This window comes from Rhizobium sp. 05L429, from assembly GCF_056397645.1.
In genome coordinates this window covers 232,452-252,920 of record NZ_JBFTNV010000004.1, presented here as the reverse complement: position 1 = coordinate 252,920, position 20,469 = coordinate 232,452, and the positions used below count along the sequence as shown (strand labels likewise).

Here is a 20,469-nt window from a genome sequence, read left to right as displayed (position 1 = left end):
CTGACAGCGGCGCCGCCTGCGAAGCGGACACTGTCATTCCTGTTTTTGTTACGGTAGCCTGCTTTGATGCCAAGCTGTGTCGCAAAACGGGGAACGCTGACGTGGAAATCGAAGATCTCAGGACATTCGTTGAAGTTGCCGGTGCCGGGGGAGTTTCGCCCGCCGCACGGCGGCTCGGCATTTCCAAATCGATGGTCAGCCGGCGGCTCATCCGGCTCGAAGCGGAACTCGGCGTCCAGCTTCTTGCACGGACGACCCGCGGCGCGGCTCTGACGGAAGCGGGGATCACCTTTCGGGACCATGCAGCCAGGGTCTGTGCCGAGATCGACGTGGCGAAAGAAACGATCCTGCCTTCCGGTGACCTGCGCGGCCGCCTGCGTGTTGCCGTGCCGCATGCTTTCGGCCCCAGCCACTTCGCGCATGTGCTTGCGCAGATGGCGCAACGCCATCCCGAACTGCACATCCATACGTCCTACAGCGATCGCTTCGTCGATCTCATCGCGGAGGGCTTCGATTGTGCAATCCGGGTCGGCTTCCTTCAGGATTCCAACATGGTCGCAAGACGCATCGGTCCCCTCTACGGGAAGCTGGTCGCCAGCCCTGATTATATCAGGAGGCATGGCGCCCCCGAGACGCCGGAGGAGCTCGCCGGCCATGAGGCCCTCATGCAGGGAACGGAGGCCTGGCAATTCCTCGACGGAGACGAGATCATCACGGTTCATCCGCGGGGACGCTTCAAGGCCGACAACGCGCTCGCCCTTGCCGCCGCCGCACTGGCGGGGGTCGGCATAGCCTGGATTCCCGATGGCGTAACCGATGAGTATATCGCTTCCGGCGCGCTGGTTCCGGTCATGACACGCTATCCGCCACCGCCGGCGGGCATCTACCTCATCCGCCCGGCGGGGCAGCATCCCGCAAGGAAGATACGCGTCCTTACGGACATGCTGATCGATTGTTTCGTGGAGGCTCCGCCACCCTTGGGCGTCGGCAGTGCGCAGAGGGGAGAGGATCTTTTTCATGCGGGATCTGTCAGAGATCGTAGTGGACGCCGGTAATACGTTCCAGGTCGTCAAACAGCGCGCGCTGCAGGCGGATCATCGGCATGAGGCGCGGTCGTTGTTTCCTTGGGATTGCCGTGCAGCTCGAATATCTTGCTCGGGGCGTAATAGCCGCCTGGGCGAGCATTCGGGAGCGTGGCTGCCATGAGGGTAGGCCAAGCGCCATGCTCTGCGTCTTGCAACAGGGATACCTGCAACCTTCGTGCTGAAGGTCGTCCGTCCCGGCGAGGTTTCGCAAAACTCTTGTTGATGCCCTGCGTTACTGTTGCAGACGTAGACCTCGAGGAACAGCCGCGCCGATCGCCGCCGCTGCCTTGACGCCGTCACTCTCGCGCGGGCCGCCGCGGATGGCGTCGATCACGGCGCGAAGCGGCGGCGCCATCTGCCGTTGCGCCGGATAGCAGAGGTGATAGCCGGGGAAGGGGGCGGACCAGGTCTCGAGCAGCGCGACAAGGCGGCCCTCCGCGATGTGGGGCGCGATCAGCTGCTGGCTGGCAAATGCAACACCGACTCCGTCGACGGCCGCCTGCACCCCGAAGTCCTTCATGTTGGAGATCAATGGGCCGTCGATTGCGACTTCGAACCACTTGCCGTTTTCCATGAACTCCCATTTGTATGGCGTCTTCTGCCCTGGCCATCGCCAGCCGATACAGCGATGGGCGAGAAGGTCGCGCGGATGAGCCGGCGTCCCGCACCGGGCGAGATAGTCGGGCGAGGCGACCACGGTCTGTCGTAGGTCCGGGCCGAGTTTCACCGCAATGAGGTCCTTGTCGATCACCTCCCCGAGGCGGATGGCAACGTCATAGCCTTCGGCCACGATGTTCACGACGGCGTCGTCGAGCGTGATGTCTAGCACGACCTGCGGATAGGCGTCGCTGAAGTCACGGAGGATCGGCGTCAGGTAGAGGTCCGCGGCCGCCCGGAAGCAGTGCAACCGCACGGTCCCGGCGGGACGGGCGCGGCGCTCGCGGGTCTCGCCCAGCGCCTCCGCCAGTTCTTCCACGGCGGGCTGTACCCGTTCGAACAGCTTGGCCCCCGCCTCGGTCAGGGAGACGCTGCGGGTGGTGCGGTTGAACAAGCTGACCCCGACCCGCTCCTCGAGCCCTCGGACCATCTGGCTGAGCGCAGAGGATGACACACCGAGGTTCTCGGCCGCCCGGCTGAAGTTCAGCGAACCGGCAACGGCCACGAAGGCGCGGAGCTGGTTGAAGTCTCCGGCAGACGGAAGGGAAGGTTTCATGATCGCCTCGATTGCTTAGCCCAGCTTATAAGCTGATTAGTGCGCGCGGACTAAACGTTGCCGCCCCCATCCTTATACTCAGCTGGACACTAGAGTTGAAGGGAACCACCATGACGTTGCAGAACACGCCCCCGACGGGAAACATAGATGAATTGGTCGCCTTAACGAAAACCTACTTCGATGCCGCCTACGCGATGGACGCCGACAAGTTCGCGACCATCTTCAACCCCGCGGCCTTGGTCACCAGGCGTGGCGATGGCAACAGCGTGGTGGTTACGCCTGTTGCCGCCTGGCTTGATGCGGTCCGGAGCCTGACCTCACCGCAGGATGCCGGCAGTGCGCGCGCCGACCAGATCCTCTCAATCGCCATTAACAGTGACATGGCGCTGCTCAAGCTCCGCCTGCGGATCCCGCCCCGCGAGGTGACCGACCTGCTGTCGTGCTTTTACCTCAACGGGCGCTGGCAGATCGTCCAGAAGGTGTTCGCAGCCGAGATCCTGGCCTGAAAGGGGCTGATCATTGCGATCTCCTCACATCACGGCAATCTCGGAGCCAGGAACGGAACGCTGTTCGTCATCACGATGGCGACCAGCAGGCAGACGACGAACAGCGGAAGATTGATCCCGGCTTCAAGGATGATCTCGTGCAGGGCGTAGCCGATGAGAATGGCAACATTTGTTACCAACAATGTGCGCAACAGGCTGATGTGCTACTGGTTTCGAAGCACACCGACGAGAGCCTTTCCGTCGGTGAAATAGGGATCGCCGCCTCCGTTGCGACCGTCTTTGGTCGCTCCGATGCCATCGATCTCATAGCTCGACAAAAGTTGTCCGGCCTTGAGAAGATCGCTGATGACAAGGTCTCGCTCTGCGTCGACATCAGGGCCGATATGATGCGTGATTTGACCGGTATCGTGGCTGAAGCCGACGCCCCGATCAAAACTTGCCGAGCCTAGCCAGTGCGGGCGGTCATTCGGGCCGGTTTGTTCGGTCAGCCAGAAACGAACATGGTTGCGTTCGTCGGCGCTTTTGCCCACGGGCTTTTCGAATGCCAGATCCTGTTTTCTGCCCTCAAAAAGCAGCGGGCTGACCGGCGCATCAAGATCAGGCCGATCAAGCACCACGCTCAGCCCGATATCGATCGACGTGCGCAAGGTAATCTTATCGGCGGGATCCCATCCGGCAGCCGCAAACGCCCGGATGACCTCTTCCTTCGAACCGACAAGACCGACATTGATCGGGTCGCCGGGAATACCCTGCTCGGTGGTCGTGACCATGTTGCCAACTTTGGCAACGCGGTCAGCATCGTGAAAAATCCAGATTTCGGGAATGACGAAATAGGCAAGCAGCAAATATGTGAACAGCAGCGCAGCCACAGCGTTCGTCGCCATGCGGATTTTCGTGCGATGACGCATTGGAAATCCCCCCAGATTGCCAGGGAGGATCATACGCCGAACATGCGGCGGCGACATTCATAATTTGCAGTTGGCTTCGGCAGCAATTGCCACCGACCGCTTCGCGCCGATATTGTTGAAAAACTACGCTCGGTGTTATCGTGGTTGCTCGCAAGGGGAGCGAGCGATGCTGATGCTTCGAATAATCTTTCTGATTGGTGTCATATCGTCGATCATCGTAATTGGAGGTGGATACCTCACTTTGTTCCCACCTCTTCCATTGCTGCCAGAGATCGCAAGGGGGCTACCCGACACATTTTCCGACGCTGAGAGGGAGTTTCAAAGAAGAGTTGCCGTCAAGTTTTCGGGGGCTTCCGCTCAAACAGAGCTTGTGGCGTCCCTGGAAAAGGAAGGCTTCACGGTCGATCCTGCAGGTCGACAAGCTGTGTTTGAAAAGGCGGGGTTTCCTTGCAATCAGAGTTGGCGGATTTTCTGGAAAGTTGACGGTGGGTCAGTGTCTGACCTGAAAGCCGACTATAGTGGAATTTGCCTTTAGACTAGTTCATGCCAGAACCCGGTTATGCGCCAACCATTGCCCATCAGGTGACCAACGTCCGCTGCGGGGCCTGTAACGGTCGTTGGTGAGAGATTCAAGTTTAGTCCCGTCCGGGTGCCGGGGTAGACGGTCAGCAGGGAGGGTTTACTTTGTTCGTCGCTCGCCAAGCCAAGGACTTTTCTACGCGAACGATATCAATCCTCGACGCTTTGCCTTTCTCAAGTATCAGCACGGCTGGTGTTTCACCCTCTGAACAAACTCTTCGAAGAGCCTTGAGAACGGGGCCATTTATTAGCAGATAATGACCTAGATCAACGCAGTTAGGTTTGCCTATGTCAATCAGATTGCCGTTGGAATCACACCTCTCTGTGTAGTGGAAATTTTGTGCTGCAACTGAAAGCCGATTAACGGCAGCGGTCGCGCTAAACATGTTCCAGAAGAAATATGTGATAAGAACGATACAACCGACGAGTACGCTGACTCTGTAAAGGCCAAGAGCAAGACTAGGGTTGTCTTCATCATCCTGCATTGTGTGCCCCTGTCAGAGCGGTATTATTCGAACGGCAATGCGCGCATGGTCAAGGTGCGAGGCAAACAACGCTAACTCCGTAACGGAGAGTTGGTAAGTTCTGCAATCAACCGCCATCGCGACTTCCGATGTAGCCGCCCCACTTGTCAAACGCGTGGTACGTTGGTTCCTCGGCTTTTGCTTGCCGAAAATACCTACAGCTAATCTCATACTCAGAAGAATACTCTGTCCAGGATTCGCACCGGATCACTCGGCCTTCGGTACTTTTATAGCCCTTATATTTCTGATTAAGGAATGCTTCGAAATACGGAATGCTCGGTTTGAAACTAATGCCAAGAACTATCCACACCACCGTCCAAAGTGCGAAAACGCCCCCAATGGCGCATACAACAAAGGACAGTCCTCGAAATAAGATTTTCAAGGCTAGCCCCGAATCCAGTTGGCGATGGCCAACTCGTAGCACGCCTGACGGCAGCTTTGTAGGTTTTGCATTCAGCTCAAACTTCCCGAATGAGGTCGATAGCTGACTTTCGTCAATCCCTAGAAAGATGACCGCTTCTGGCGGATACCGTTGAAAAACTCGGCATTGCGGGTGCTTGAGACGCGTGATGCTGCCACACCCCAATACGAGCAGTCTCGGCATCGTCGCAAGAAGGTCGAGATGCTCTTCGCTCACCTCAAACCCATTCTCCGCATGGCGCGTTTGAGGTTGCGAGGTCCATGTGGTGCGCGTGACGAATTCTTGCTTGCAGCAACCGCCCAGAACCTCAGAAGATTGGCGAAACTCAGGCCAGCAAGGCCGCCGTACAGCGTCATCGCCGCATAAAAAGGGACACCAACCATTGCCCGCGCACGAGCGCAGGGCAGCAACCGATGCCCCTTGCGCAAAAGGCCGGAAATCACCGGATAAGCGGCTACTCCATCGAGTTTTTCAACGATATCGGCCCAAAGCGGCCAAGGCTTTCGCCGGCTTTCGGCCCGAAGCGAACATAGAAGCCCGGATTTTTTAGGACGGCTTTGTGCTCCCAGGTCGGTCGTTTGTTTGCCACCACCTCAACCGAGCCTAGGAACAAGGTATTGCCAGATAATCAGGCGAGGGGCTCATGGAAAGCTACCGGAAATTGCTGGTCTTAGGGATGAACGAGGCAATTAAGCAGGGCAGGATATCCCTTGCTGCCCCGCCCGACGATGGTCCAAGCGACGAGGATGGTCACCTGTTTGCCGGTATTGCCGGACATCCGTCCGTAGTACTCTGGGAAAGCATCAGCTTCGGCGAGCTGCGTGTTTCGGTTTGGTGGAACTACGACCACTCGAAACACCCTCAAGCCGGATGCTCAGGAAACGCACGCGAGCGGTTCGGTCACAGCAGGCCGTTAGCGAACAAAGTCCATTACCCGAAATTTGTAGGCGCGACCGCGAGCGCCTGGCTTGAACGGAAAACCGGCAAGCATCTTCAGGGAAATGGCAAACACTATGTATTCGACACCTATCTTCGGGCTGACATGAAGGAAAAGCTTCATGCTGTTCCCGATCCAAAACCGGAAGGCTATGAAGCCGAGGGGCGATTTTTCTTGTAGATTTCGCCGCGCTCGGTCACGGATTTCGCCGCCCATCGACCCTGTCAGGACTATTGTCCGCCTCCCGATATGGCCAGGAACACCGCCTTCTGCGCCTCGAAAGCCCGCTTATATGCGGGGCGCGCTTGCCCGCGCGAGATGTAGGCGCAGAGATCGGGATATTCCTCCAGCAGGGCCGAGCTTTGCAATCTCAGCAGCACCGAGATCATCTGCAGGTCGCCGGCGCTGAATTTCCCGTCCAGCCAGTCGGCATCGCCAAGCCGGGCGGAAAGTTCGGCGAGCCGTTTGCGGATGCGTTTTTCGACATAGGCCAGGCGTTCGTTGTACCAGCTCTCCTTGCCCTCTTCATATCTGGCGGTCTCGCGGTCGACGATGACGGGCTCCATCGTGGAGAGCGCGGCAAAGATCCAGGCGATGGCGCGGGCGCGGGCATTGGCATCACCAGGCAGCAGGCCCGGATGGCGCTCGGCGATATGCAGGATGATCGCGCCGGATTCGAAGAGGGTGAGATCGCCGTCCTCATAGGTCGGAATCTGCCCGAAAGGCTGAAGCGCAAGATGGGCGGGCTCTTTCATCGCCTTGAACGAAAGGAAGCGGACGTCATAGGGCTGGCCGACTTCCTCGAGCGCCCAGCGAACGCGCATGTCACGCGCCAGACCCTTGCCGCGATCGGGCGAGCGTTCAAAGGCAGTAATCGTAATCGTCATGGTCGTTATCCTTGGTCTGTCCGTCTGGAAGACGGACGGGCAGGCGGGAAGCCGACAGATGATGCCCGAATTAATCCGCGCGGGCCAAGCGGAGCCGGGCTTGCGCCATCGGTCGCCCATAGAACGATTGTGTGCCGGAAAGGGCACTGCTGCAGCTCTCATGGAGAATGAAGTTCAGCAGGATGCGTCGGTCGGCCGCCCGGTGGATTCAATCTCGTCGGCTGCCCGCTTGATCTCTGTCAAGGACTGCCGGGCGAGCGTGCGATACACCTTCCCGCATAGCCGATTCTCCTGCTCGTGAAGCGCTTGCGAGAGTCGCGATAGCAGATGGAGATTGGCCGAACACGCTAAAAGGGTTATACCAGTTGCGTCGGCAACTCTGGGGAGGCGTTGTGGCTCAAATCACGGATTCTGTCGGAGAGTTCAGGAAGAAACGCAGGCGCGAGCTGTTGACGTTCGCCGTGCTCGCTTTCGGGATCTGGCCTGTGGTCGCTGTCGGGGTCGTCGGCGGTTATGGCTTCATGGTCTGGATGTACCAGATCGTTTACGGGCCGCCGGGACCGCATGACGTGAAGGCCGCGCCTCCGGGCTCGGCAGAGTGAGGATCTCCATGGTTCTCCCAGCTCGCACCCGACGTGGTTTTCTCACCGGAAGGTCATCTGAAGATCAAGGCAGGATCTTCCCTTCCGGGAGGATACTTCCTCCCGGAGCCACTGAGACATCCGTTCAAAACTGTTCGGGCTGCGGTGCCTGCGTCGATGCCTGTCCGACGAAGATCATTTCGATCCGTTCGGGCGTTCCGGTCGTGGACTTCAGGCACAGTGAATGCACCTTTTGCGGCAAGTGCGCGGAACGATGTCCTGAGAATGTCTTTCCGGCCGGTTCTGCAGGCGGCTTTGCCCATTATGCGGCAATTGGCGATGGGTGCCTGGCCAATAATTATGTCGACTGTCAGGCGTGCCGCGACAGCTGTCCGGCCGGTGCGATCCGGTTTCGGCCGCGGCTCGGCGGGCCGTTCGTTCCCGAACTCGATGCGGAGGCATGCACGGGATGCGGCGCCTGCATTGCGGTCTGTCCGGCCGATTCCATCACCATAAAGCCCCGCCGTCAGGAGGTCGCTCATGTCTGAGAGCCGTCATCACGTCTCCAGTGCCGTCGTCATCACCCGCCCGGAACTGACAGAAGATGTCGCAGAGCGTCTCGCGGTGATCGACGGGGTCGAGGTTCACGCTACGGGAGCGGGCAAGATCGTCGTGGTGATCGAGGGGCCGCATTCCGGCGTGCTCGGGGAAACGCTCATCGGCATCTCGGGGATGGACGGCGTGCTCGCCGCCCACATGGTTTTCGAACAGGCAATGGTTTTTGAACAGGCATTGGAAATGAAGGAGACAATCGATGACGACCGAACTCACGCGGCGTGATCTCCTTAAGGCGCAGGCTGCGGCGATCGCCGCTGCGACCGCAGGCCTTGCTGCACCCGCTGCGGCGCAGTCGGTGCCGGGCGGGGTGGAGGCGCTGGAGATAAAATGGTCCAAGGCTCCATGCCGCTTCTGTGGCACCGGCTGCGGCGTCATGGTCGGCGTGAAGGAGAACCAGGTCGTCGCGACCCATGGCGACATGGAGGCGGAGGTCAATCGCGGCCTCAACTGCGTCAAGGGCTACTTCCTCTCCAAGATCATGTACGGCAAGGACAGGCTGACGAGCCCGCTCCTGCGCAAGCGGGACGGTGTCTACGCCAAGGACGGCGAGTTCGAACCCGTCACCTGGGAAGAGGCCTTCGACGTGATGGCGGCGCAGGCCAAGCGCGTGCTCAAGGAAAAGGGGCCGACGGCGCTCGGCATGTTCGGCTCCGGCCAATGGACGATCTTCGAAGGATACGCCGCGACAAAGCTGATGCGGGCGGGCTTCGGCTCCAACAACCTCGATCCCAACGCGCGCCACTGCATGGCTTCGGCGGCGGTGGCCTTCATGCGCACCTTCGGCATGGACGAGCCGATGGGATGCTACGACGATTTCGAGAACGCCGACGCCTTCGTGCTCTGGGGTTCGAACATGGCCGAGATGCATCCGATCCTCTGGACGCGCGTCGCCGACAGGCGGCTCGGGCATGAGCATGTGAAGGTCGCGGTGCTCTCCACCTTCACGCATCGCAGCATGGACCTTGCCGACATACCGCTGATCTTCAAGCCGGGTTCGGACCTCGCGATCCTGAACTACATCGCCAACCACATCATCAAGACCGGCCGCGTCAACCAGGATTTCGTCGACAAGCATACGAAGTTCATGAAGGGGACGACCGACATCGGCTACGGCTTGCGTCCGGACAACCCGCTCGAATTGAAGGCCAAGGGTGTCGCCGACGCCGCCAAGATGGACCCGATCGACTTCGAGGCCTTCAAGGAGATGGTCTCCGAATATACGCTCGAAAAGGCGGTCGAGCTTTCGGGCGTCGACAGCGCCTTCCTGGAACAGCTCGCGGAACTCTATGCCGATCCCAAGACCAAGGTCATGTCGCTGTGGACCATGGGCTTCAACCAGCATGTGCGCGGCGTGTGGGCCAACCAGATGGTCTACAACCTGCATCTGCTGACGGGCAAGATTTCCGAGCCGGGAAACAGCCCGTTTTCGCTGACGGGACAGCCGTCCGCCTGCGGCACGGCCCGCGAGGTCGGCACTTTCGCCCACCGGCTGCCGGCCGACATGGTCGTGACCAATCCGGAGCATCGCAAGCACGCCGAGGAAATATGGAAGCTGCCGGACGGGCTGTTGCCGGGCAAGCCCGGTTATCACGCCGTCGAGCAGGACCGCATGCTGCATGACGGGAAGCTGAATTTCTACTGGGTGCAGGTCAACAACAACATCCAGGCCGCGCCGAACACCAGCAACGAGACCTATAAGGGATACCGCAATCCGGACAATTTCATCGTCGTCTCGGACGCCTATCCGACAGTGACCGCCATGAGCGCCGATCTGGTGCTGCCGGCGGCCATGTGGGTGGAGAAGGAGGGCGCCTACGGCAATGCCGAACGGCGCACGCATGTCTGGCACCAGCTGGTCAATGCGCCGGGCGAGGCCCGCTCGGACCTCTGGCAACTGGTGGAATTCTCCAAGCGCTTCACCACCGACGAGGTCTGGCCCGCCGAGATCCTCGACAAGAACCCGGAATACAAGGGGAAGACGCTCTACCAGGTGCTCTACCAGAACGGAAAGGTGGACGAATTTCCCCTGTCGGAGGTGTCGCCCGAATACGAGAACCGGGAGGCCAAGGCCTTTGGCTTTTACATTCAGAAGGGGCTGTTTGAGGAATATGCCGAGTTCGGCCGCGGGCATGGACACGATCTCGCGCCCTACGACATGTATCATCAGGTTCGCGGCATGCGCTGGCCCGTCGTCGACGGCAAGGAGACGCGGTGGCGCTACCGTGAAGGCTACGACCCCTACGTCAAGCCGGGCGAGGGGCTGAAGTTCTACGGGCAGAAGGACGGCCGCGCGGTCATCCTGGCGGTGCCCTACGAACCGCCGGCCGAGTCGCCCGATGAGGAGTTCAATTTCTGGCTCGTGACGGGCCGTGTTCTCGAACATTGGCATTCGGGCTCGATGACGATGCGTGTTCCCGAGCTCTACAGGGCGTTTCCCGGCGCGCGGTGTTTCATGAACGGAGACGACGCCAGGAAGCTGGGCTTCAATCAGGGGGCGGAGGTGCGCATCCAGTCGCGGCGCGGCGAGATCATCAGCCGCGTGGAAATTCGCGGGCGCAATCGAATGCCGCATGGCGTGATCTTCGTCCCGTGGTTCGACGCCAGCCAGCTGATCAACAAGGTCACGCTCGACGCCACCGACCCCATCTCCAAGCAAGCGGATTTCAAAAAATGCGCAGTCAAGCTTCTTCCCGTCGCCTGATCTCGAGGCGCGCCTGGGCGATCGCGGCCGTCGCCTTTCTCATGCTCACGGGCACCGTCACCCTGGCGCAGATGGTGCCCTCATTGTCGGGCAACGAGAACCCGATGGAGAGCAAGGAGGCGAAACCGGTTCCCAAATGGGTCGTCGATGACATCAGGAAGATGCGGAATTATCCGGACCAGCCTCCGATCATCCCGCATTCGATCGAGGGCTACCAGCTGACGGTGAACGCCAATCGCTGCCTTTCCTGCCATCGGCGCGAGCTGACGGAAGGCTCCGGCGCGCCGATGATCAGTGTTACGCACTTCATGACCCGCGAAGGGCAGATGCTGGCCGACGTTTCGCCCCGGCGATATTTCTGCACCGCCTGTCACGTGCCGCAGGCGGATGCGAAGCCCCTGGTGCCGAATACCTTCAAGGACATGAGCGAGCTGGGCTTCAAGCCTGCGGGAAGCGAGCAATGATCGGCTGGATAAAGGCGATAATCCTCTGGTGCTGGCGTTTGGTGAGCACGCCGGCCGTGACACTCAGCCTGGGTTTCCTGACGCTTGGCGGCTTCGTCGGCGGCGTCATGTTCTGGGGCGCGTTCAACACCGCGCTCGAGGTGACCAACACCGAGGCCTTCTGCACCGGCTGTCATGAAATGAAAACGAACGTCTACGAGGAACTGAGCCGCACGGTTCATTTCTCCAACCGCTCGGGCGTTCGCGCCACGTGCCCGGATTGCCATGTGCCGCACAAATGGACCGACAAGATCGCCCGCAAGATGCAGGCGTCGAAGGAAGTCTGGGGCAAGATATTCGGGACGATCAACACGCGCGAGAAGTTCCTCGACAAGCGGCTGGAGCTCGCCCAGCACGAATGGGCGCGGCTGAAGGCCAATGACAGCCTGGAATGCCGCAACTGTCACTCGATGGGCGCCATGGACCTGACGAAACAGACCGTGCGCGCCGCCGAGATCCACACGCGATACCTGCTGCCGGGCAAGGCGACCTGCATCGATTGCCACAAGGGCATCGCGCATGAACTTCCCGACATGAAAGGCGTCGATCCGGGCTGGAAGGTCCCGGCGGAGCTGATGGGCAGGAATTCCGATCCCGGTTGGCATGAGCGGGCCAAGCTCGCGGCCTATCTCGGTACGGCAGATGCGGTGACCGGCAACGATTGACGGCTGCTGCCGGTGCTCTAACCCCCTGAAAGCGGTCTGTTTTTCAGGGGGGGGGGAACGTTTTGCCGGCATTTGCGTTTCGCCGACATGATCCACGTGCAGCCTCTCCCTCCGCCGGCCGTCTTCCCGCAGCTTGGCAAAATCATTGAGACCGGTCGCGAGCAGATCCATATGCTCGAAAGTGGAAGCACAGGTGAAAATCCGGTCGTGTTGCTGCATGGCTGCGGCAGTATCTCGGCGGAAGTGATGATGCCGTTTGCGGGCAGCGGTCTTCACATGATCGCGCCCGACAGGCCGGGTTATGGTTTCAGCCCGGCACTGCCCGCCGGTGAGCGCGGCCCGCTTGGCCAGTCTTTCTGGCTGGAGCGTTTCCTCGAGGCGCTGGAGTTCGAGAAGGTCGTGCTGTCAGCCCATTCGATCGGTTGTGCGGCAGCGCTGCATCTGGCCGTCCGCCGGCCGGATCTCGTGAAGGGCCTGTTTCTCATCTCGCCCTGCTGCCGGCCCGTTCCCTTCAAGCCGTTCATCGTGCTGCGCAGCGCCGTGGCGCCCTTCGTCGGCCCCGTCATCCGCCAGCATGTGATCGCCCGCTGGTCGTCCTATTTCCTTGAGCGCGGCTTGCGCGCCTCGTCCTATCCCAATCCCGTCGCAGCAGAGCTTTTCACCCTGCCGCCCATGCACGTGGTCAATGCCGCCTCGATCGCCACCATGGCCGAGGAACTCTGGGCCTTCAACGGCGACATGCAGCCGCTTGGAAGACTGCCGGCCGATCTGCCGGTCTCCGTTCTCTTCGGGCGCGAAGACCGGATCATCGATCCCGTCTGGCATCTCGACTGGCTCCATGAGAGGCATCCGGCCGTCCGCGTCGAACTGCTCGATGGCGTCGGCCACATGCCGCACCATGTCGCGCCCGATCTGGCGGTGACCATGCTGGGCGATCTTGTCGGCAGTACGCCGGGTGATCTTGCAGGCGAGGATAACAGGCCTTTCATCGCGATGGTCTAGGCCAGAGGGCAGGGCGAGAAAAGGCCCGCCTGGCTAAGGCGCACTCAAAGTACGCACACTTGTCGCATGTCAGGACATCAAAGAGGCTCACCGCTGCAGGCTTCCGGCGCTGGCCGCGGAGGAGCGCTTTCGGCGGCGCGGCGGGCCTGTTGCCGGCTGGCGGTGTCCAGCAGGGTAGCAAAAGAGGCAAGGCTGATCCTGTCGGCGCGCAGCACCTGACGGATAAGCGCATCCCTCAGCATGTCAGATGCGGTCATCTCATTCATCGCCTGTCCTCCATCTCCGAACCTATGGTAGGCGTTATTTGTAAAGAGTGCATGTCAGGGTGGTGGCAAAAACAAGGCAAGGGCGGTGCGAGTTCAAAGCCGGTAATCGTAATCGTCATTGGTGTGTCCTCCATGATCTGTCTGTCTGGATGACGACCGGCCGGAGGGGAATCCGACAGTGGGATGATGGAAATAGTTCTGGCGCAACAGGTGGTGGATTTCCGGCGGAACATGAACAGAGCTCCTCTCCGAATGATCTTTATGATGGATGGGGGCGGGGACTCCCTTTTATCAACAACATTCCCCTCTAGAAGTCCCAAGCGACCTATAAGGTGATTGCCCGAGCGTCGCCGGTTGTGTATCTCCACGGTGCACTACGGGGGGCCACATGACTAGACTGCTCAAGACCATCGCCCTGATCTCGCTCGGGGCTGTTTCCGGCTGCGTTACGATGGATAGCGCCAAGCCTGCTATGGAGGCCCTAAAAGGGCAACCTCTCAGCGCCGCTATCGCCAAGCTCGGCTACCCTGACAGCCAGATGAGCATCGCCGGTAAGAAGGTCTACACTTGGAACAACCACGACAGTGGCTCCTACACTCTGCCCACCTACAACACTGCCACGACATATGTGAACGGACAGCCGATTTACTCGACCGTGCAGGGATCGAGGACCACCAGCTACGACTATGAGTGCAAGCTCAAGATCATCGCCAGCCAGAGCGATATCATCGAGAACTTCGAATGGGACGGCGACATCGGCGGCTGCGAGGCCTTCGCGATGCGGCTCCAGAAGAAGAGTTGACCGGCGCGGCATACCTGGTGAGCGAGGGGCAGCGAGAATATCAGGTCTCAGGTGGATATTCAGATGCTTGAGAAATTCACGCACGTCAAAAACCCCCTCACTGTCGTAGCGCTATTCGCTGGATTCGCAGAAGTAAGCGGCACCTTAATTCTTCCGCTTATTGAGAGAGAGACGCAAGCGACGTACGTATGGTTCTTGATGGGGTTCCCGACACTTCTCATCTTGCTGTTCTTTGCGATCCTGAACTGGAATCATACCGTCCTGTACGCGCCTTCTGACTTCAAAGACGAAGAAAACTTCACCAAATTCACAAAAGCATCGCCATCAGCGATATTGTTGAAGGAGGCCGAGGAGTTCCCGGAGCAAGTGATCGAGGAGTCACAAGTGCTTGGGGATGCCGCTCTGTCGGCTGCACATGACGAGCTAGCGCTACAAGCCACGGAACAATCAGGTGGTCTCGCCCACGAACCTCTTCCAAGTCAGGCAGAGACTTCATCGTCGGTAGAGGCGCCTATACCTTCTTACCTGAGACTGTCTCACGATGCGAACCGGCTTCGAATGAGGGTTTCGACCGATCTGGCGCTCAGTAAGCTTGAAAGGACGCAGAAGCGTTTCTTCTATCGCTCTCTGGCAGTTCCATCCATCCCTAACCTAGTTTTCGATGGCGTTGACGCTACGCCGGGACGTTTTACAGTTGTTGAAGTTAAGTATACCCACAATGGTTCGATTCCGCTCTCTCTGATCAAGATCATCTTTGATCGCGTCAATAAGCTGTACGAAAACTTAAATGAAGCAGAGAGGGAAAACTTTTCGTTCATTCTCATGTTGGTAGTGGGGGACCATGCGCCCTCCAGGACGAGGCAGCTTCTAGAGAACACATCGCAGTCTATATCAGACCTCTACCCATTCCCGACCGAAATCAACATAAGCACGTGGGGTAGCCTTCAACCGGATGAGAACATGCCCTGACGATTGATCAGAAGAATGAAACCGTAGCAGCCCTGTTGAAGGCTAGTCCGCTCTCCAGACGCTGCGCCTCGAGTGACCATCAGCCGTTGTGCGATAGAACTCCCGCTGATGGCTGAATGCTTCGCTCAGGACGAGATCATCTCAGCCTTGAGCGGGGAAAGGCGATGGAGAAGATCTGCGGAAAAGTCTGTCGCCTGCCAGATAGCTATGGAATGCGGGAGGATGCCGGGTCATATGAATGACCTGATATCGGCATTAGCGCCGACTCTTCACTGATCGCCGCATCTCAAAAGGCGCCCTTCAGCGCCTCCATCACCACCCTGATGGCCGGCACGTCCCTGATCTCGGCGTGGACGACCAGCCACACCTCCCGCCTCAGAGGGTTTTCATCCTCGATACGCTGCAGGTCATCCGCATCCGACACCGCGAAATCCGGCAGCAGGACGACACCGCCGCCGAGCCTTGCTGCGGCTGCCTGAAACTCCAGAACGGAGGAGCGGATGGCGATCGGCCGGCCGGCGGCGAGTTCGAAAAGGCGCAATTGCTGCGGCGAGGCGTTCATGCCCTCGTCATAGCCGATGAAGGTCCATTGCGCCTCCGGCACGGTTTCGAGATAGGCCTTGGACGCATAGAGATGGAAGGCCATTTCCCCGACTTTGGTAATGGCATAATCGCCGTCTTCCGGCCGCGACATGCGCACTGCGATATCCGCCTCCCGGCGGTTCAGCGAGGCGAGGCGCTTTTCGCCCACGAGCGTGATCTCGATGCCCGGATGCTCTCGCCTGATGGCGGCGATGGGTTTTGCAAGAAGCACGCTCGACAGGGCCGGCGGGGCGCTGATCCTGACATGGCCGCGCATCTCCGTGGCGCTTGCGCGGCCGAGTTGCTCGATAACAGCCATCTGCTGGGCGACGAGGGCGGCGTGTCTGGCAACCTGTTCGCCGTCATCAGTCAGGACGATGCGCCGCCCGCGGCGGTCGACGAGCTTGCGGCCGAGATCTTTCTCAAGGGCGGCAATGCGCCGGCTGATCGTGGCGTGCTCGACGCCGATCTGTCTTGCCGCGCCGAGGAAGGTTCCCGCCTGCGCCAGCGCCAGGAAGTGCCTCAGGTCGTCCCAGTCGATCTGTGTGAATTCTTTCCCAATCATTGTGCGACAATAGGGAATTTTCACACATAGCGCTATCGGCTAGTTTCTCCCCATAACGCGGCCCCAGACAAAGGAAGATGACCGATGCCCGACCAGATCGTCCTGCTGAACGCCCCCGGCGATGTCACCCAGTTCCGGCTGCAGGATCAGCCGTCAGAGTCTCCCGGTCCCGGTGAGGTCAGGATCCGCCATCAGGCTGTCGGCACCAATTTCCTCGATGTCTATCACCGCAAGGGCCTCTATGCGCTGCCCTCCTATCCCGCCGTCATCGGTGTCGAGGCCGCGGGTGTCGTCGAAGAGGTCGGCGCCGATGTCACGGAGTTTGCACCGGGCGACCGCGTCGCCTATGCCGGCCCGCCGGCCGGCGCCTATGCCTCCACCCGCATCATGGCAGCCGAACGGGTGATTGCGCTTCCCGATGCGGTCTCCGCCAAGGTGGCCGCAAGCTCGCTGCTCAAGGGCATGACGGCCTATATGCTGCTGAAGAAGGTCACCAATGTCGGGCAGGGCAGCACCGTGCTGATCCACGCCGCCGCCGGCGGGCTCGGCAGCATTCTCGTGCGATGGGCGAAATCGCTTAATGCCACCGTCATCGGGACGGTCAGTTCGCCGGAGAAGGCGGCACTCGCCACTTCCTATGGCGCGGACCATCTGATTGTCGGGCGAGGGGCCGATATTGTTGCCGAAGTAAAGCAGCTGACGGGCGGCAACGGCGTCGATGTTGCCTATGACGGCATCGGCGGCGATATGCTCCTGAAAAGCATCCGCTCCGTGCGCCCCTTCGGCACGGCCATCACCATCGGCCAGGCCGCCGGCCCCATTCCACCCGTTGCCGTCGAGGAGCTTCGGCCGGGCAAATCGCTCTCGCATCCGAGCATCATGGCCTGGTGCGCCGATGTCGGCCGATACCGCGACGCGGCGCAGGCGGCAATCGCCGCGATGGAGCGGGGCATCGTCTGCGAGATATCAGCGGAATACGGGCTGGCCGAGGTTGCGAAGGCGCATGAGGAAATGGAAACGGGGCGGTCGGCAGGCAGCATTTTGCTGCTGCCGTGATGGCTGGCGTGGGTTCGGTGGCGGGGCGGGGTCGTTCCTCGGTGGAGGCGACGCGGGCGACAGGCGGCTTGTGACGTTTCTCGATAGTGGCAGACCTTCCGGTCAATCGCCGTGTCTGCTTCGACCGTTGATGTGGCCGGGCCGCATCTGTCACCTTCAACTCGCTTCCGGGCGGTGTCGTATCGCAACGCGATACGACAAACCCACCGCCAACGTCCTTGGCTTCATCACGCCCGCAAAAGCATAGCGATCCGGCTTGAATGCTTAATTCGATCTCAGTTTTTTGCTGGCGATCAGCATCACGAGCTCTTCCGAGGCATCCGCAAGCGCCAGTGCCAGTTCGGCGGCTGACCATCCACGGGTCTGCAGATTGGTGAGCATTCCCATCATGGCGATTTCGACTTCCCGTCTGCAGTTCGAAGCCGGTTTCAATTCGATGTGGTTCTGGTTATCGGTAGTGATCATCTTAGCCTCCGTTTGCCCATGAGCGGGCAGCTCGCATCAGAACTCTCTTGAAATCGATGGAATGGGGTTGCGCTTCAGCATCAGGCTCCTACGCATAGACAAATGGCGCCTGAATTTGCGCGCAACCCCTCGCTTCGTCTCACATGGCCTTGCCAACGATCGCCTCAATCCTCCCCCAGTTGAGTGATCAAGGAAGCCTGCACAGCCGGTTATAACTATTCTTTTTGGCGGCTGCGGGTTGTGTGACGAAGAGTCTCCGAATAGGCCGAAGCCTATGCAGAAGACGCACGAATATTGCCCGGATAGTTCACGACTACCTCCTCGTATTCTCATGTTTTGTCTTGAATTTTTATCGTTTCACCTAAGACTTCCACGTTTTAACGCGGCGCTGGCCGGTGAAATATTCTGGTCTATTCCGTCTTCATTCGGGAAATGACCGTGCTTATTTAAATACAGCCATGGGACGCAATTGTCGTTATCCGCGCGTCCTGAAAATTATCGCACCGTACATTTCTGCTCCAAAGGGAGTATGATAAACAACTTATGGACGTGGCTGCTCGCCGATTCCCGGCTAGGGCGGTTTCCGGCGGCGATTTTGCCGCAAAAACGATTGTTCACTCTCAGTTTCAACGGCCCGGTCGGATCGGTTGTTACGCTGGAGGGATTGGATGGTTACGGGTTCTGGATCTGGAGATGACCCCGCTGCGGGGCAGGCATGGCCGGCCCACCTGGAGCGGCGGCGCTGGCCGCGCGAACCGGCCACGGAGAAGGACCAACGCCTGGATGCTGCGCCTGCGCTTGTGCCCTTGCGTTTCTCGACTTGGGATTTGCCGCCGAAAGACCAGTTCCAGGCCTGGCGTGCGCATATGGCGCCTCTCGTCAGTGTCCATCTGCCGGATGGAAAATCACCCGACGACGGGTTTCTTGCCGAACAGATCGGCTGGCATCTCCGCGGCATGCTCATCGTCCAGCAGCGCGCCCAGGCGCATAGCTATGTCCGCGATCAATCCATGCTCCGTTCGAGCCCGATAGACCATTGGAACGTCGGCCTGCCTCGCAGCGGCCGGATATGGAACGAGGTCAGCCGTCACGTCACGGAAACCGGTGCCGGCGAGGTGTTTTTCAGATCTCTCGGTTATCCCTATCGCGGGCGGATGACCGATTGCGACGCCATGCTTGTCTTCCTGCCCTATGAATTGCTGGCCGTGGATGCAAGCCTTCTCCAGGGTGTCAACAATACGCTTCTGTCCGGTAGCCTGGCTGAATTGCTCGTCAGCTATATCGCCGGTCTGGAAACGAAGCTGGGCAACCTGACGGCCGGGGAGGTACCGCGCATCATACAGACGATCGCCGACATGGTCGTTGCATGTGCTGCCTCATCCATAAAATCGGATACGGGGCAAGTCCAAGCCAGGGTGGGAATGATGGAGCGGGCGCATCGCTACATTCACCTCAACCTGCAATCAGACAATCTGACACCCGACGCTATTTGCCGCGCATTGGGCATCTCGCGCACGCGGCTCTACCAACTGTTCGAAGCGAACGGGGGAGTGCTTAATTATATCCGCAAACGGCGACTGCTGCAGGCCTATGCGGATCTTGGCAACCCGGCCGACAACAGGCCGATCTCCGAGATTGCGGAGGCTGCCGGTTTCGCCGTCGCCGCCAATTTTACGCGTGCTTTCAGCCACGAATTCGGGCTTAGCCCGCGCGAAGTCCGAAGAACCGTGGCAACCGACCGCCCTGCCATTCCGGCTGCGCGTTCCACGCGGCATCATGGAACGACGATCGGCGATTGGCTAACGCTTGCAGGCTGATCCGATGTCATGGCAGAGGGCTTGAGTCGGCCTGGTCCGAGATCCATCTCCGGATGGAACGTCCCGGCGGGAGGCCTCCCAGGAACGCCAGCCTCGTGAACTGGCACCGGATTTATCCGCGCCGGCCGGCATGTCGACGGTCACAAAGCTGCCGCTCAATCGTCAGCAAATTGCCCCGCCACCGCCGCACCGTGCCCTCTTAAAGGTCCATCGTCGCGACCTCGCCAGCCTCTAGCGGCTGAGCGATCGACCGAGGCGGTCCTGCTGCCGATCAAATCATGCACGTGAAAAGGAATGACTATGATCACTCGTTACACACCCGTCGCAACGATGACCGCTGCGGTCTTCAGCCTGCTTGCTTTCAGCCCGGCATCCGCCGTGGACATGGCCCAGGCGCAACAGCAGCCGCCGGCGCAGGGCCAGGCGCCGATGCAGGGCCAGGCGCCGATGCAGGGGCAGAGCGGCGACAATGGTGCAGCCGCCCCTGTCAGCGATCAGAAAATCGAGGCCTTTGCCGTTGCCTATCTGCAGGTCGACAAGGTCAGGCAGGAATATTCGGCCAAAATCGGCGCGACGAAGGACGAGGCTGCGAAGCAAAAGCTGCAGGACGAAGCCAAGAAGCAGATGGTCGACACCGTCGAAGCCTCCAAGGACATCTCTGTCGAGGAATACTCGACGATTCTGACAGCCGCACAAAGCGACCCGGCTCTTGCCAAGAAGGTTCTGGAAAAGATCGGCACCCCGCCGCCGGCGCAGCAGCAGCAATAGCGCTGCGGGCTACTGCATAATCCTTAAATCGGAGAGGATTACGTCGAGG

Annotated in this window: 23 protein-coding genes and 2 pseudogenes; 16 read left to right on the top strand and 9 right to left on the bottom strand. The window is 59.8% G+C overall.

Annotated features, from left to right (window positions below; all coding sequences use genetic code 11):
• Positions 1-101: 101 nt before the first annotated feature.
• On the top strand, positions 102-1,055 hold the full coding sequence (locus AC1DNW_RS06045; RefSeq protein WP_477833116.1) for a LysR family transcriptional regulator: 954 nt from the start codon (positions 102-104) through the stop codon (positions 1,053-1,055).
• A gap of 262 nt (positions 1,056-1,317) precedes the next feature.
• Here AC1DNW_RS06045 and AC1DNW_RS06040 read toward each other — a convergent pair whose 3' ends face one another.
• Positions 1,318-2,298, bottom strand: a complete 981-nt coding sequence (locus tag AC1DNW_RS06040; RefSeq protein WP_113510645.1) for a LysR family transcriptional regulator — start codon at positions 2,296-2,298, stop codon at positions 1,318-1,320.
• Positions 2,299-2,408: 110 nt separating this feature from the next.
• Between AC1DNW_RS06040 and AC1DNW_RS06035 the strand changes: the two genes are divergently transcribed.
• Entirely contained in the window at positions 2,409-2,804 is a 396-nt protein-coding gene (locus AC1DNW_RS06035) for a nuclear transport factor 2 family protein (protein ID WP_113510646.1), read from the top strand.
• 32 nt (positions 2,805-2,836) lie between these two features.
• On the opposite strand, the pseudogene AC1DNW_RS06030 reads toward AC1DNW_RS06035, so the two are convergent.
• The 4 genes and pseudogenes from AC1DNW_RS06030 to AC1DNW_RS06015 form a co-directional block, all read right to left on the bottom strand.
• Positions 2,837-3,007: pseudogene (locus tag AC1DNW_RS06030) on the bottom strand (sodium/glutamate symporter); the annotation flags it as partial.
• On the bottom strand, positions 3,008-3,688 hold the full coding sequence (locus tag AC1DNW_RS06025) for an LssY C-terminal domain-containing protein (protein ID WP_477852192.1): 681 nt from the start codon (positions 3,686-3,688) through the stop codon (positions 3,008-3,010).
• 689 nt (positions 3,689-4,377) lie between these two features.
• The gene (locus AC1DNW_RS06020; protein ID WP_113311377.1) at positions 4,378-4,776 is read right to left on the bottom strand and encodes a hypothetical protein; all 399 of its coding nucleotides are present in this window, start codon (positions 4,774-4,776) and stop codon (positions 4,378-4,380) included.
• Positions 4,777-4,882: 106 nt separating this feature from the next.
• On the bottom strand, positions 4,883-5,452 hold the full coding sequence (locus AC1DNW_RS06015) for a hypothetical protein (RefSeq protein ID WP_162748613.1): 570 nt from the start codon (positions 5,450-5,452) through the stop codon (positions 4,883-4,885).
• Here AC1DNW_RS06015 and AC1DNW_RS06010 point away from each other — a divergent pair.
• Positions 5,387-5,602, top strand: a pseudogene (locus tag AC1DNW_RS06010) (transposase); the annotation flags it as partial. The gene AC1DNW_RS06015 and the pseudogene AC1DNW_RS06010 overlap by 66 nt on opposite strands.
• A gap of 277 nt (positions 5,603-5,879) precedes the next feature.
• Positions 5,880-6,353, top strand: a complete 474-nt coding sequence (locus AC1DNW_RS06005; RefSeq protein WP_113311376.1) for a hypothetical protein — start codon at positions 5,880-5,882, stop codon at positions 6,351-6,353.
• A 50-nt stretch (positions 6,354-6,403) separates the two neighbouring features.
• On the opposite strand, the gene AC1DNW_RS06000 is transcribed toward AC1DNW_RS06005, so the two are convergent.
• Positions 6,404-7,060: a glutathione S-transferase family protein gene (locus AC1DNW_RS06000; protein ID WP_113311375.1), complete on the bottom strand. Its 657-nt coding sequence runs from the start codon at positions 7,058-7,060 to the stop codon at positions 6,404-6,406.
• 392 nt (positions 7,061-7,452) lie between these two features.
• Here AC1DNW_RS06000 and napE point away from each other — a divergent pair, with 392 nt between their 5' ends.
• The 7 genes from napE (at position 7,453) to AC1DNW_RS05965 (ending at position 13,130) form a co-directional block, all read left to right on the top strand.
• On the top strand, positions 7,453-7,662 hold the full coding sequence (napE, locus tag AC1DNW_RS05995) for a periplasmic nitrate reductase, NapE protein (RefSeq protein ID WP_113301943.1): 210 nt from the start codon (positions 7,453-7,455) through the stop codon (positions 7,660-7,662).
• Between the two features lie 8 nt (positions 7,663-7,670).
• Positions 7,671-8,189 (top strand): ferredoxin-type protein NapF, encoded by a 519-nt coding sequence (napF, locus tag AC1DNW_RS05990; RefSeq protein WP_113311373.1) that lies wholly within the window; start codon positions 7,671-7,673, stop codon positions 8,187-8,189.
• Positions 8,182-8,481 carry a chaperone NapD gene (locus AC1DNW_RS05985; protein WP_113311372.1) on the top strand — a complete coding sequence of 100 codons (300 nt, stop codon included), beginning with the start codon at positions 8,182-8,184 and terminating at the stop codon, positions 8,479-8,481. Before napF ends, AC1DNW_RS05985 begins: the two co-directional genes overlap by 8 nt.
• Entirely contained in the window at positions 8,456-10,960 is a 2,505-nt protein-coding gene (gene napA / locus AC1DNW_RS05980) for a periplasmic nitrate reductase subunit alpha (protein ID WP_113301940.1), read from the top strand. Before AC1DNW_RS05985 ends, napA begins: the two co-directional genes overlap by 26 nt.
• A gap of 41 nt (positions 10,961-11,001) precedes the next feature.
• The gene (locus tag AC1DNW_RS05975; protein WP_113301965.1) at positions 11,002-11,424 is read left to right on the top strand and encodes a nitrate reductase cytochrome c-type subunit; all 423 of its coding nucleotides are present in this window, start codon (positions 11,002-11,004) and stop codon (positions 11,422-11,424) included.
• Positions 11,421-12,128, top strand: a complete 708-nt coding sequence (locus AC1DNW_RS05970; RefSeq protein WP_113311371.1) for a cytochrome c3 family protein — start codon at positions 11,421-11,423, stop codon at positions 12,126-12,128. Before AC1DNW_RS05975 ends, AC1DNW_RS05970 begins: the two co-directional genes overlap by 4 nt.
• Positions 12,129-12,215: 87 nt before the next feature.
• On the top strand, positions 12,216-13,130 hold the full coding sequence (locus tag AC1DNW_RS05965; RefSeq protein WP_113311402.1) for an alpha/beta fold hydrolase: 915 nt from the start codon (positions 12,216-12,218) through the stop codon (positions 13,128-13,130).
• A gap of 77 nt (positions 13,131-13,207) precedes the next feature.
• Here AC1DNW_RS05965 and AC1DNW_RS05960 read toward each other — a convergent pair whose 3' ends face one another.
• The gene (locus AC1DNW_RS05960) at positions 13,208-13,396 is read right to left on the bottom strand and encodes a hypothetical protein (RefSeq protein ID WP_113311370.1); all 189 of its coding nucleotides are present in this window, start codon (positions 13,394-13,396) and stop codon (positions 13,208-13,210) included.
• 388 nt (positions 13,397-13,784) lie between these two features.
• On the opposite strand from AC1DNW_RS05960, the gene AC1DNW_RS05955 reads away from it, so the two are divergent.
• Both AC1DNW_RS05955 and AC1DNW_RS05950 read left to right on the top strand, forming a co-directional pair.
• Positions 13,785-14,198, top strand: a complete 414-nt coding sequence (locus tag AC1DNW_RS05955) for a hypothetical protein (RefSeq protein ID WP_113311369.1) — start codon at positions 13,785-13,787, stop codon at positions 14,196-14,198.
• A 63-nt stretch (positions 14,199-14,261) separates the two neighbouring features.
• Positions 14,262-15,167 carry a hypothetical protein gene (locus AC1DNW_RS05950; protein ID WP_113311368.1) on the top strand — a complete coding sequence of 302 codons (906 nt, stop codon included), beginning with the start codon at positions 14,262-14,264 and terminating at the stop codon, positions 15,165-15,167.
• 286 nt (positions 15,168-15,453) lie between these two features.
• Here the strand turns inward: AC1DNW_RS05950 and AC1DNW_RS05945 are convergent, their stop codons facing one another.
• Positions 15,454-16,314 carry a LysR family transcriptional regulator gene (locus AC1DNW_RS05945; RefSeq protein WP_477852190.1) on the bottom strand — a complete coding sequence of 287 codons (861 nt, stop codon included), beginning with the start codon at positions 16,312-16,314 and terminating at the stop codon, positions 15,454-15,456.
• Between the two features lie 84 nt (positions 16,315-16,398).
• Between AC1DNW_RS05945 and AC1DNW_RS05940 the strand changes: the two genes are divergently transcribed.
• A complete protein-coding gene (locus tag AC1DNW_RS05940; protein ID WP_113311366.1) occupies positions 16,399-17,370 on the top strand; it encodes a quinone oxidoreductase family protein in 972 nt (323 codons plus the stop codon).
• Between the two features lie 264 nt (positions 17,371-17,634).
• On the opposite strand, the gene AC1DNW_RS05935 is transcribed toward AC1DNW_RS05940, so the two are convergent.
• Positions 17,635-17,835, bottom strand: a complete 201-nt coding sequence (locus tag AC1DNW_RS05935; RefSeq protein ID WP_113299706.1) for a hypothetical protein — start codon at positions 17,833-17,835, stop codon at positions 17,635-17,637.
• A gap of 668 nt (positions 17,836-18,503) precedes the next feature.
• Here AC1DNW_RS05935 and AC1DNW_RS05930 point away from each other — a divergent pair.
• Together AC1DNW_RS05930 and AC1DNW_RS05925 are read left to right on the top strand one after the other, a co-directional pair.
• Complete coding sequence (locus AC1DNW_RS05930; RefSeq protein WP_477852187.1) at positions 18,504-19,652, top strand: helix-turn-helix domain-containing protein; 1,149 nt, start codon at positions 18,504-18,506, stop codon at positions 19,650-19,652.
• Between the two features lie 300 nt (positions 19,653-19,952).
• The gene (locus AC1DNW_RS05925) at positions 19,953-20,420 is read left to right on the top strand and encodes a DUF4168 domain-containing protein (protein WP_113311364.1); all 468 of its coding nucleotides are present in this window, start codon (positions 19,953-19,955) and stop codon (positions 20,418-20,420) included.
• The last annotated feature ends 49 nt before the right edge of the window (positions 20,421-20,469 follow it).

Excerpts from the sequence above, each read along its gene's own strand:
- AC1DNW_RS06040 (WP_113510645.1), bottom strand. The coding sequence starts at position 2,298 with ATGAAACCTTCCCTTCCGTCTGCCGGAGACTTCAACCAGCTCCGCGCC.
- AC1DNW_RS06035 (WP_113510646.1), top strand. The coding sequence starts at position 2,409 with ATGACGTTGCAGAACACGCCCCCGACGGGAAACATAGATGAATTGGTC.
- AC1DNW_RS06025 (WP_477852192.1), bottom strand. The coding sequence starts at position 3,688 with ATGGCGACGAACGCTGTGGCTGCGCTGCTGTTCACATATTTGCTGCTT.
- AC1DNW_RS06020 (WP_113311377.1), bottom strand. The coding sequence starts at position 4,776 with ATGCAGGATGATGAAGACAACCCTAGTCTTGCTCTTGGCCTTTACAGA.
- AC1DNW_RS06005 (WP_113311376.1), top strand. The coding sequence starts at position 5,880 with ATGGAAAGCTACCGGAAATTGCTGGTCTTAGGGATGAACGAGGCAATT.
- AC1DNW_RS06000 (WP_113311375.1), bottom strand. The coding sequence starts at position 7,060 with ATGACGATTACGATTACTGCCTTTGAACGCTCGCCCGATCGCGGCAAG.
- napF (WP_113311373.1), top strand. The coding sequence starts at position 7,671 with ATGGTTCTCCCAGCTCGCACCCGACGTGGTTTTCTCACCGGAAGGTCA.
- AC1DNW_RS05985 (WP_113311372.1), top strand. The coding sequence starts at position 8,182 with ATGTCTGAGAGCCGTCATCACGTCTCCAGTGCCGTCGTCATCACCCGC.
- napA (WP_113301940.1), top strand. The coding sequence starts at position 8,456 with ATGACGACCGAACTCACGCGGCGTGATCTCCTTAAGGCGCAGGCTGCG.
- AC1DNW_RS05975 (WP_113301965.1), top strand. The coding sequence starts at position 11,002 with ATGCTCACGGGCACCGTCACCCTGGCGCAGATGGTGCCCTCATTGTCG.
- AC1DNW_RS05970 (WP_113311371.1), top strand. The coding sequence starts at position 11,421 with ATGATCGGCTGGATAAAGGCGATAATCCTCTGGTGCTGGCGTTTGGTG.
- AC1DNW_RS05965 (WP_113311402.1), top strand. The coding sequence starts at position 12,216 with ATGATCCACGTGCAGCCTCTCCCTCCGCCGGCCGTCTTCCCGCAGCTT.
- AC1DNW_RS05960 (WP_113311370.1), bottom strand. The coding sequence starts at position 13,396 with ATGAATGAGATGACCGCATCTGACATGCTGAGGGATGCGCTTATCCGT.
- AC1DNW_RS05955 (WP_113311369.1), top strand. The coding sequence starts at position 13,785 with ATGACTAGACTGCTCAAGACCATCGCCCTGATCTCGCTCGGGGCTGTT.
- AC1DNW_RS05950 (WP_113311368.1), top strand. The coding sequence starts at position 14,262 with ATGCTTGAGAAATTCACGCACGTCAAAAACCCCCTCACTGTCGTAGCG.
- AC1DNW_RS05945 (WP_477852190.1), bottom strand. The coding sequence starts at position 16,314 with ATGATTGGGAAAGAATTCACACAGATCGACTGGGACGACCTGAGGCAC.
- AC1DNW_RS05940 (WP_113311366.1), top strand. The coding sequence starts at position 16,399 with ATGCCCGACCAGATCGTCCTGCTGAACGCCCCCGGCGATGTCACCCAG.
- AC1DNW_RS05935 (WP_113299706.1), bottom strand. The coding sequence starts at position 17,835 with ATGATCACTACCGATAACCAGAACCACATCGAATTGAAACCGGCTTCG.
- AC1DNW_RS05930 (WP_477852187.1), top strand. The coding sequence starts at position 18,504 with ATGGTTACGGGTTCTGGATCTGGAGATGACCCCGCTGCGGGGCAGGCA.
- AC1DNW_RS05925 (WP_113311364.1), top strand. The coding sequence starts at position 19,953 with ATGATCACTCGTTACACACCCGTCGCAACGATGACCGCTGCGGTCTTC.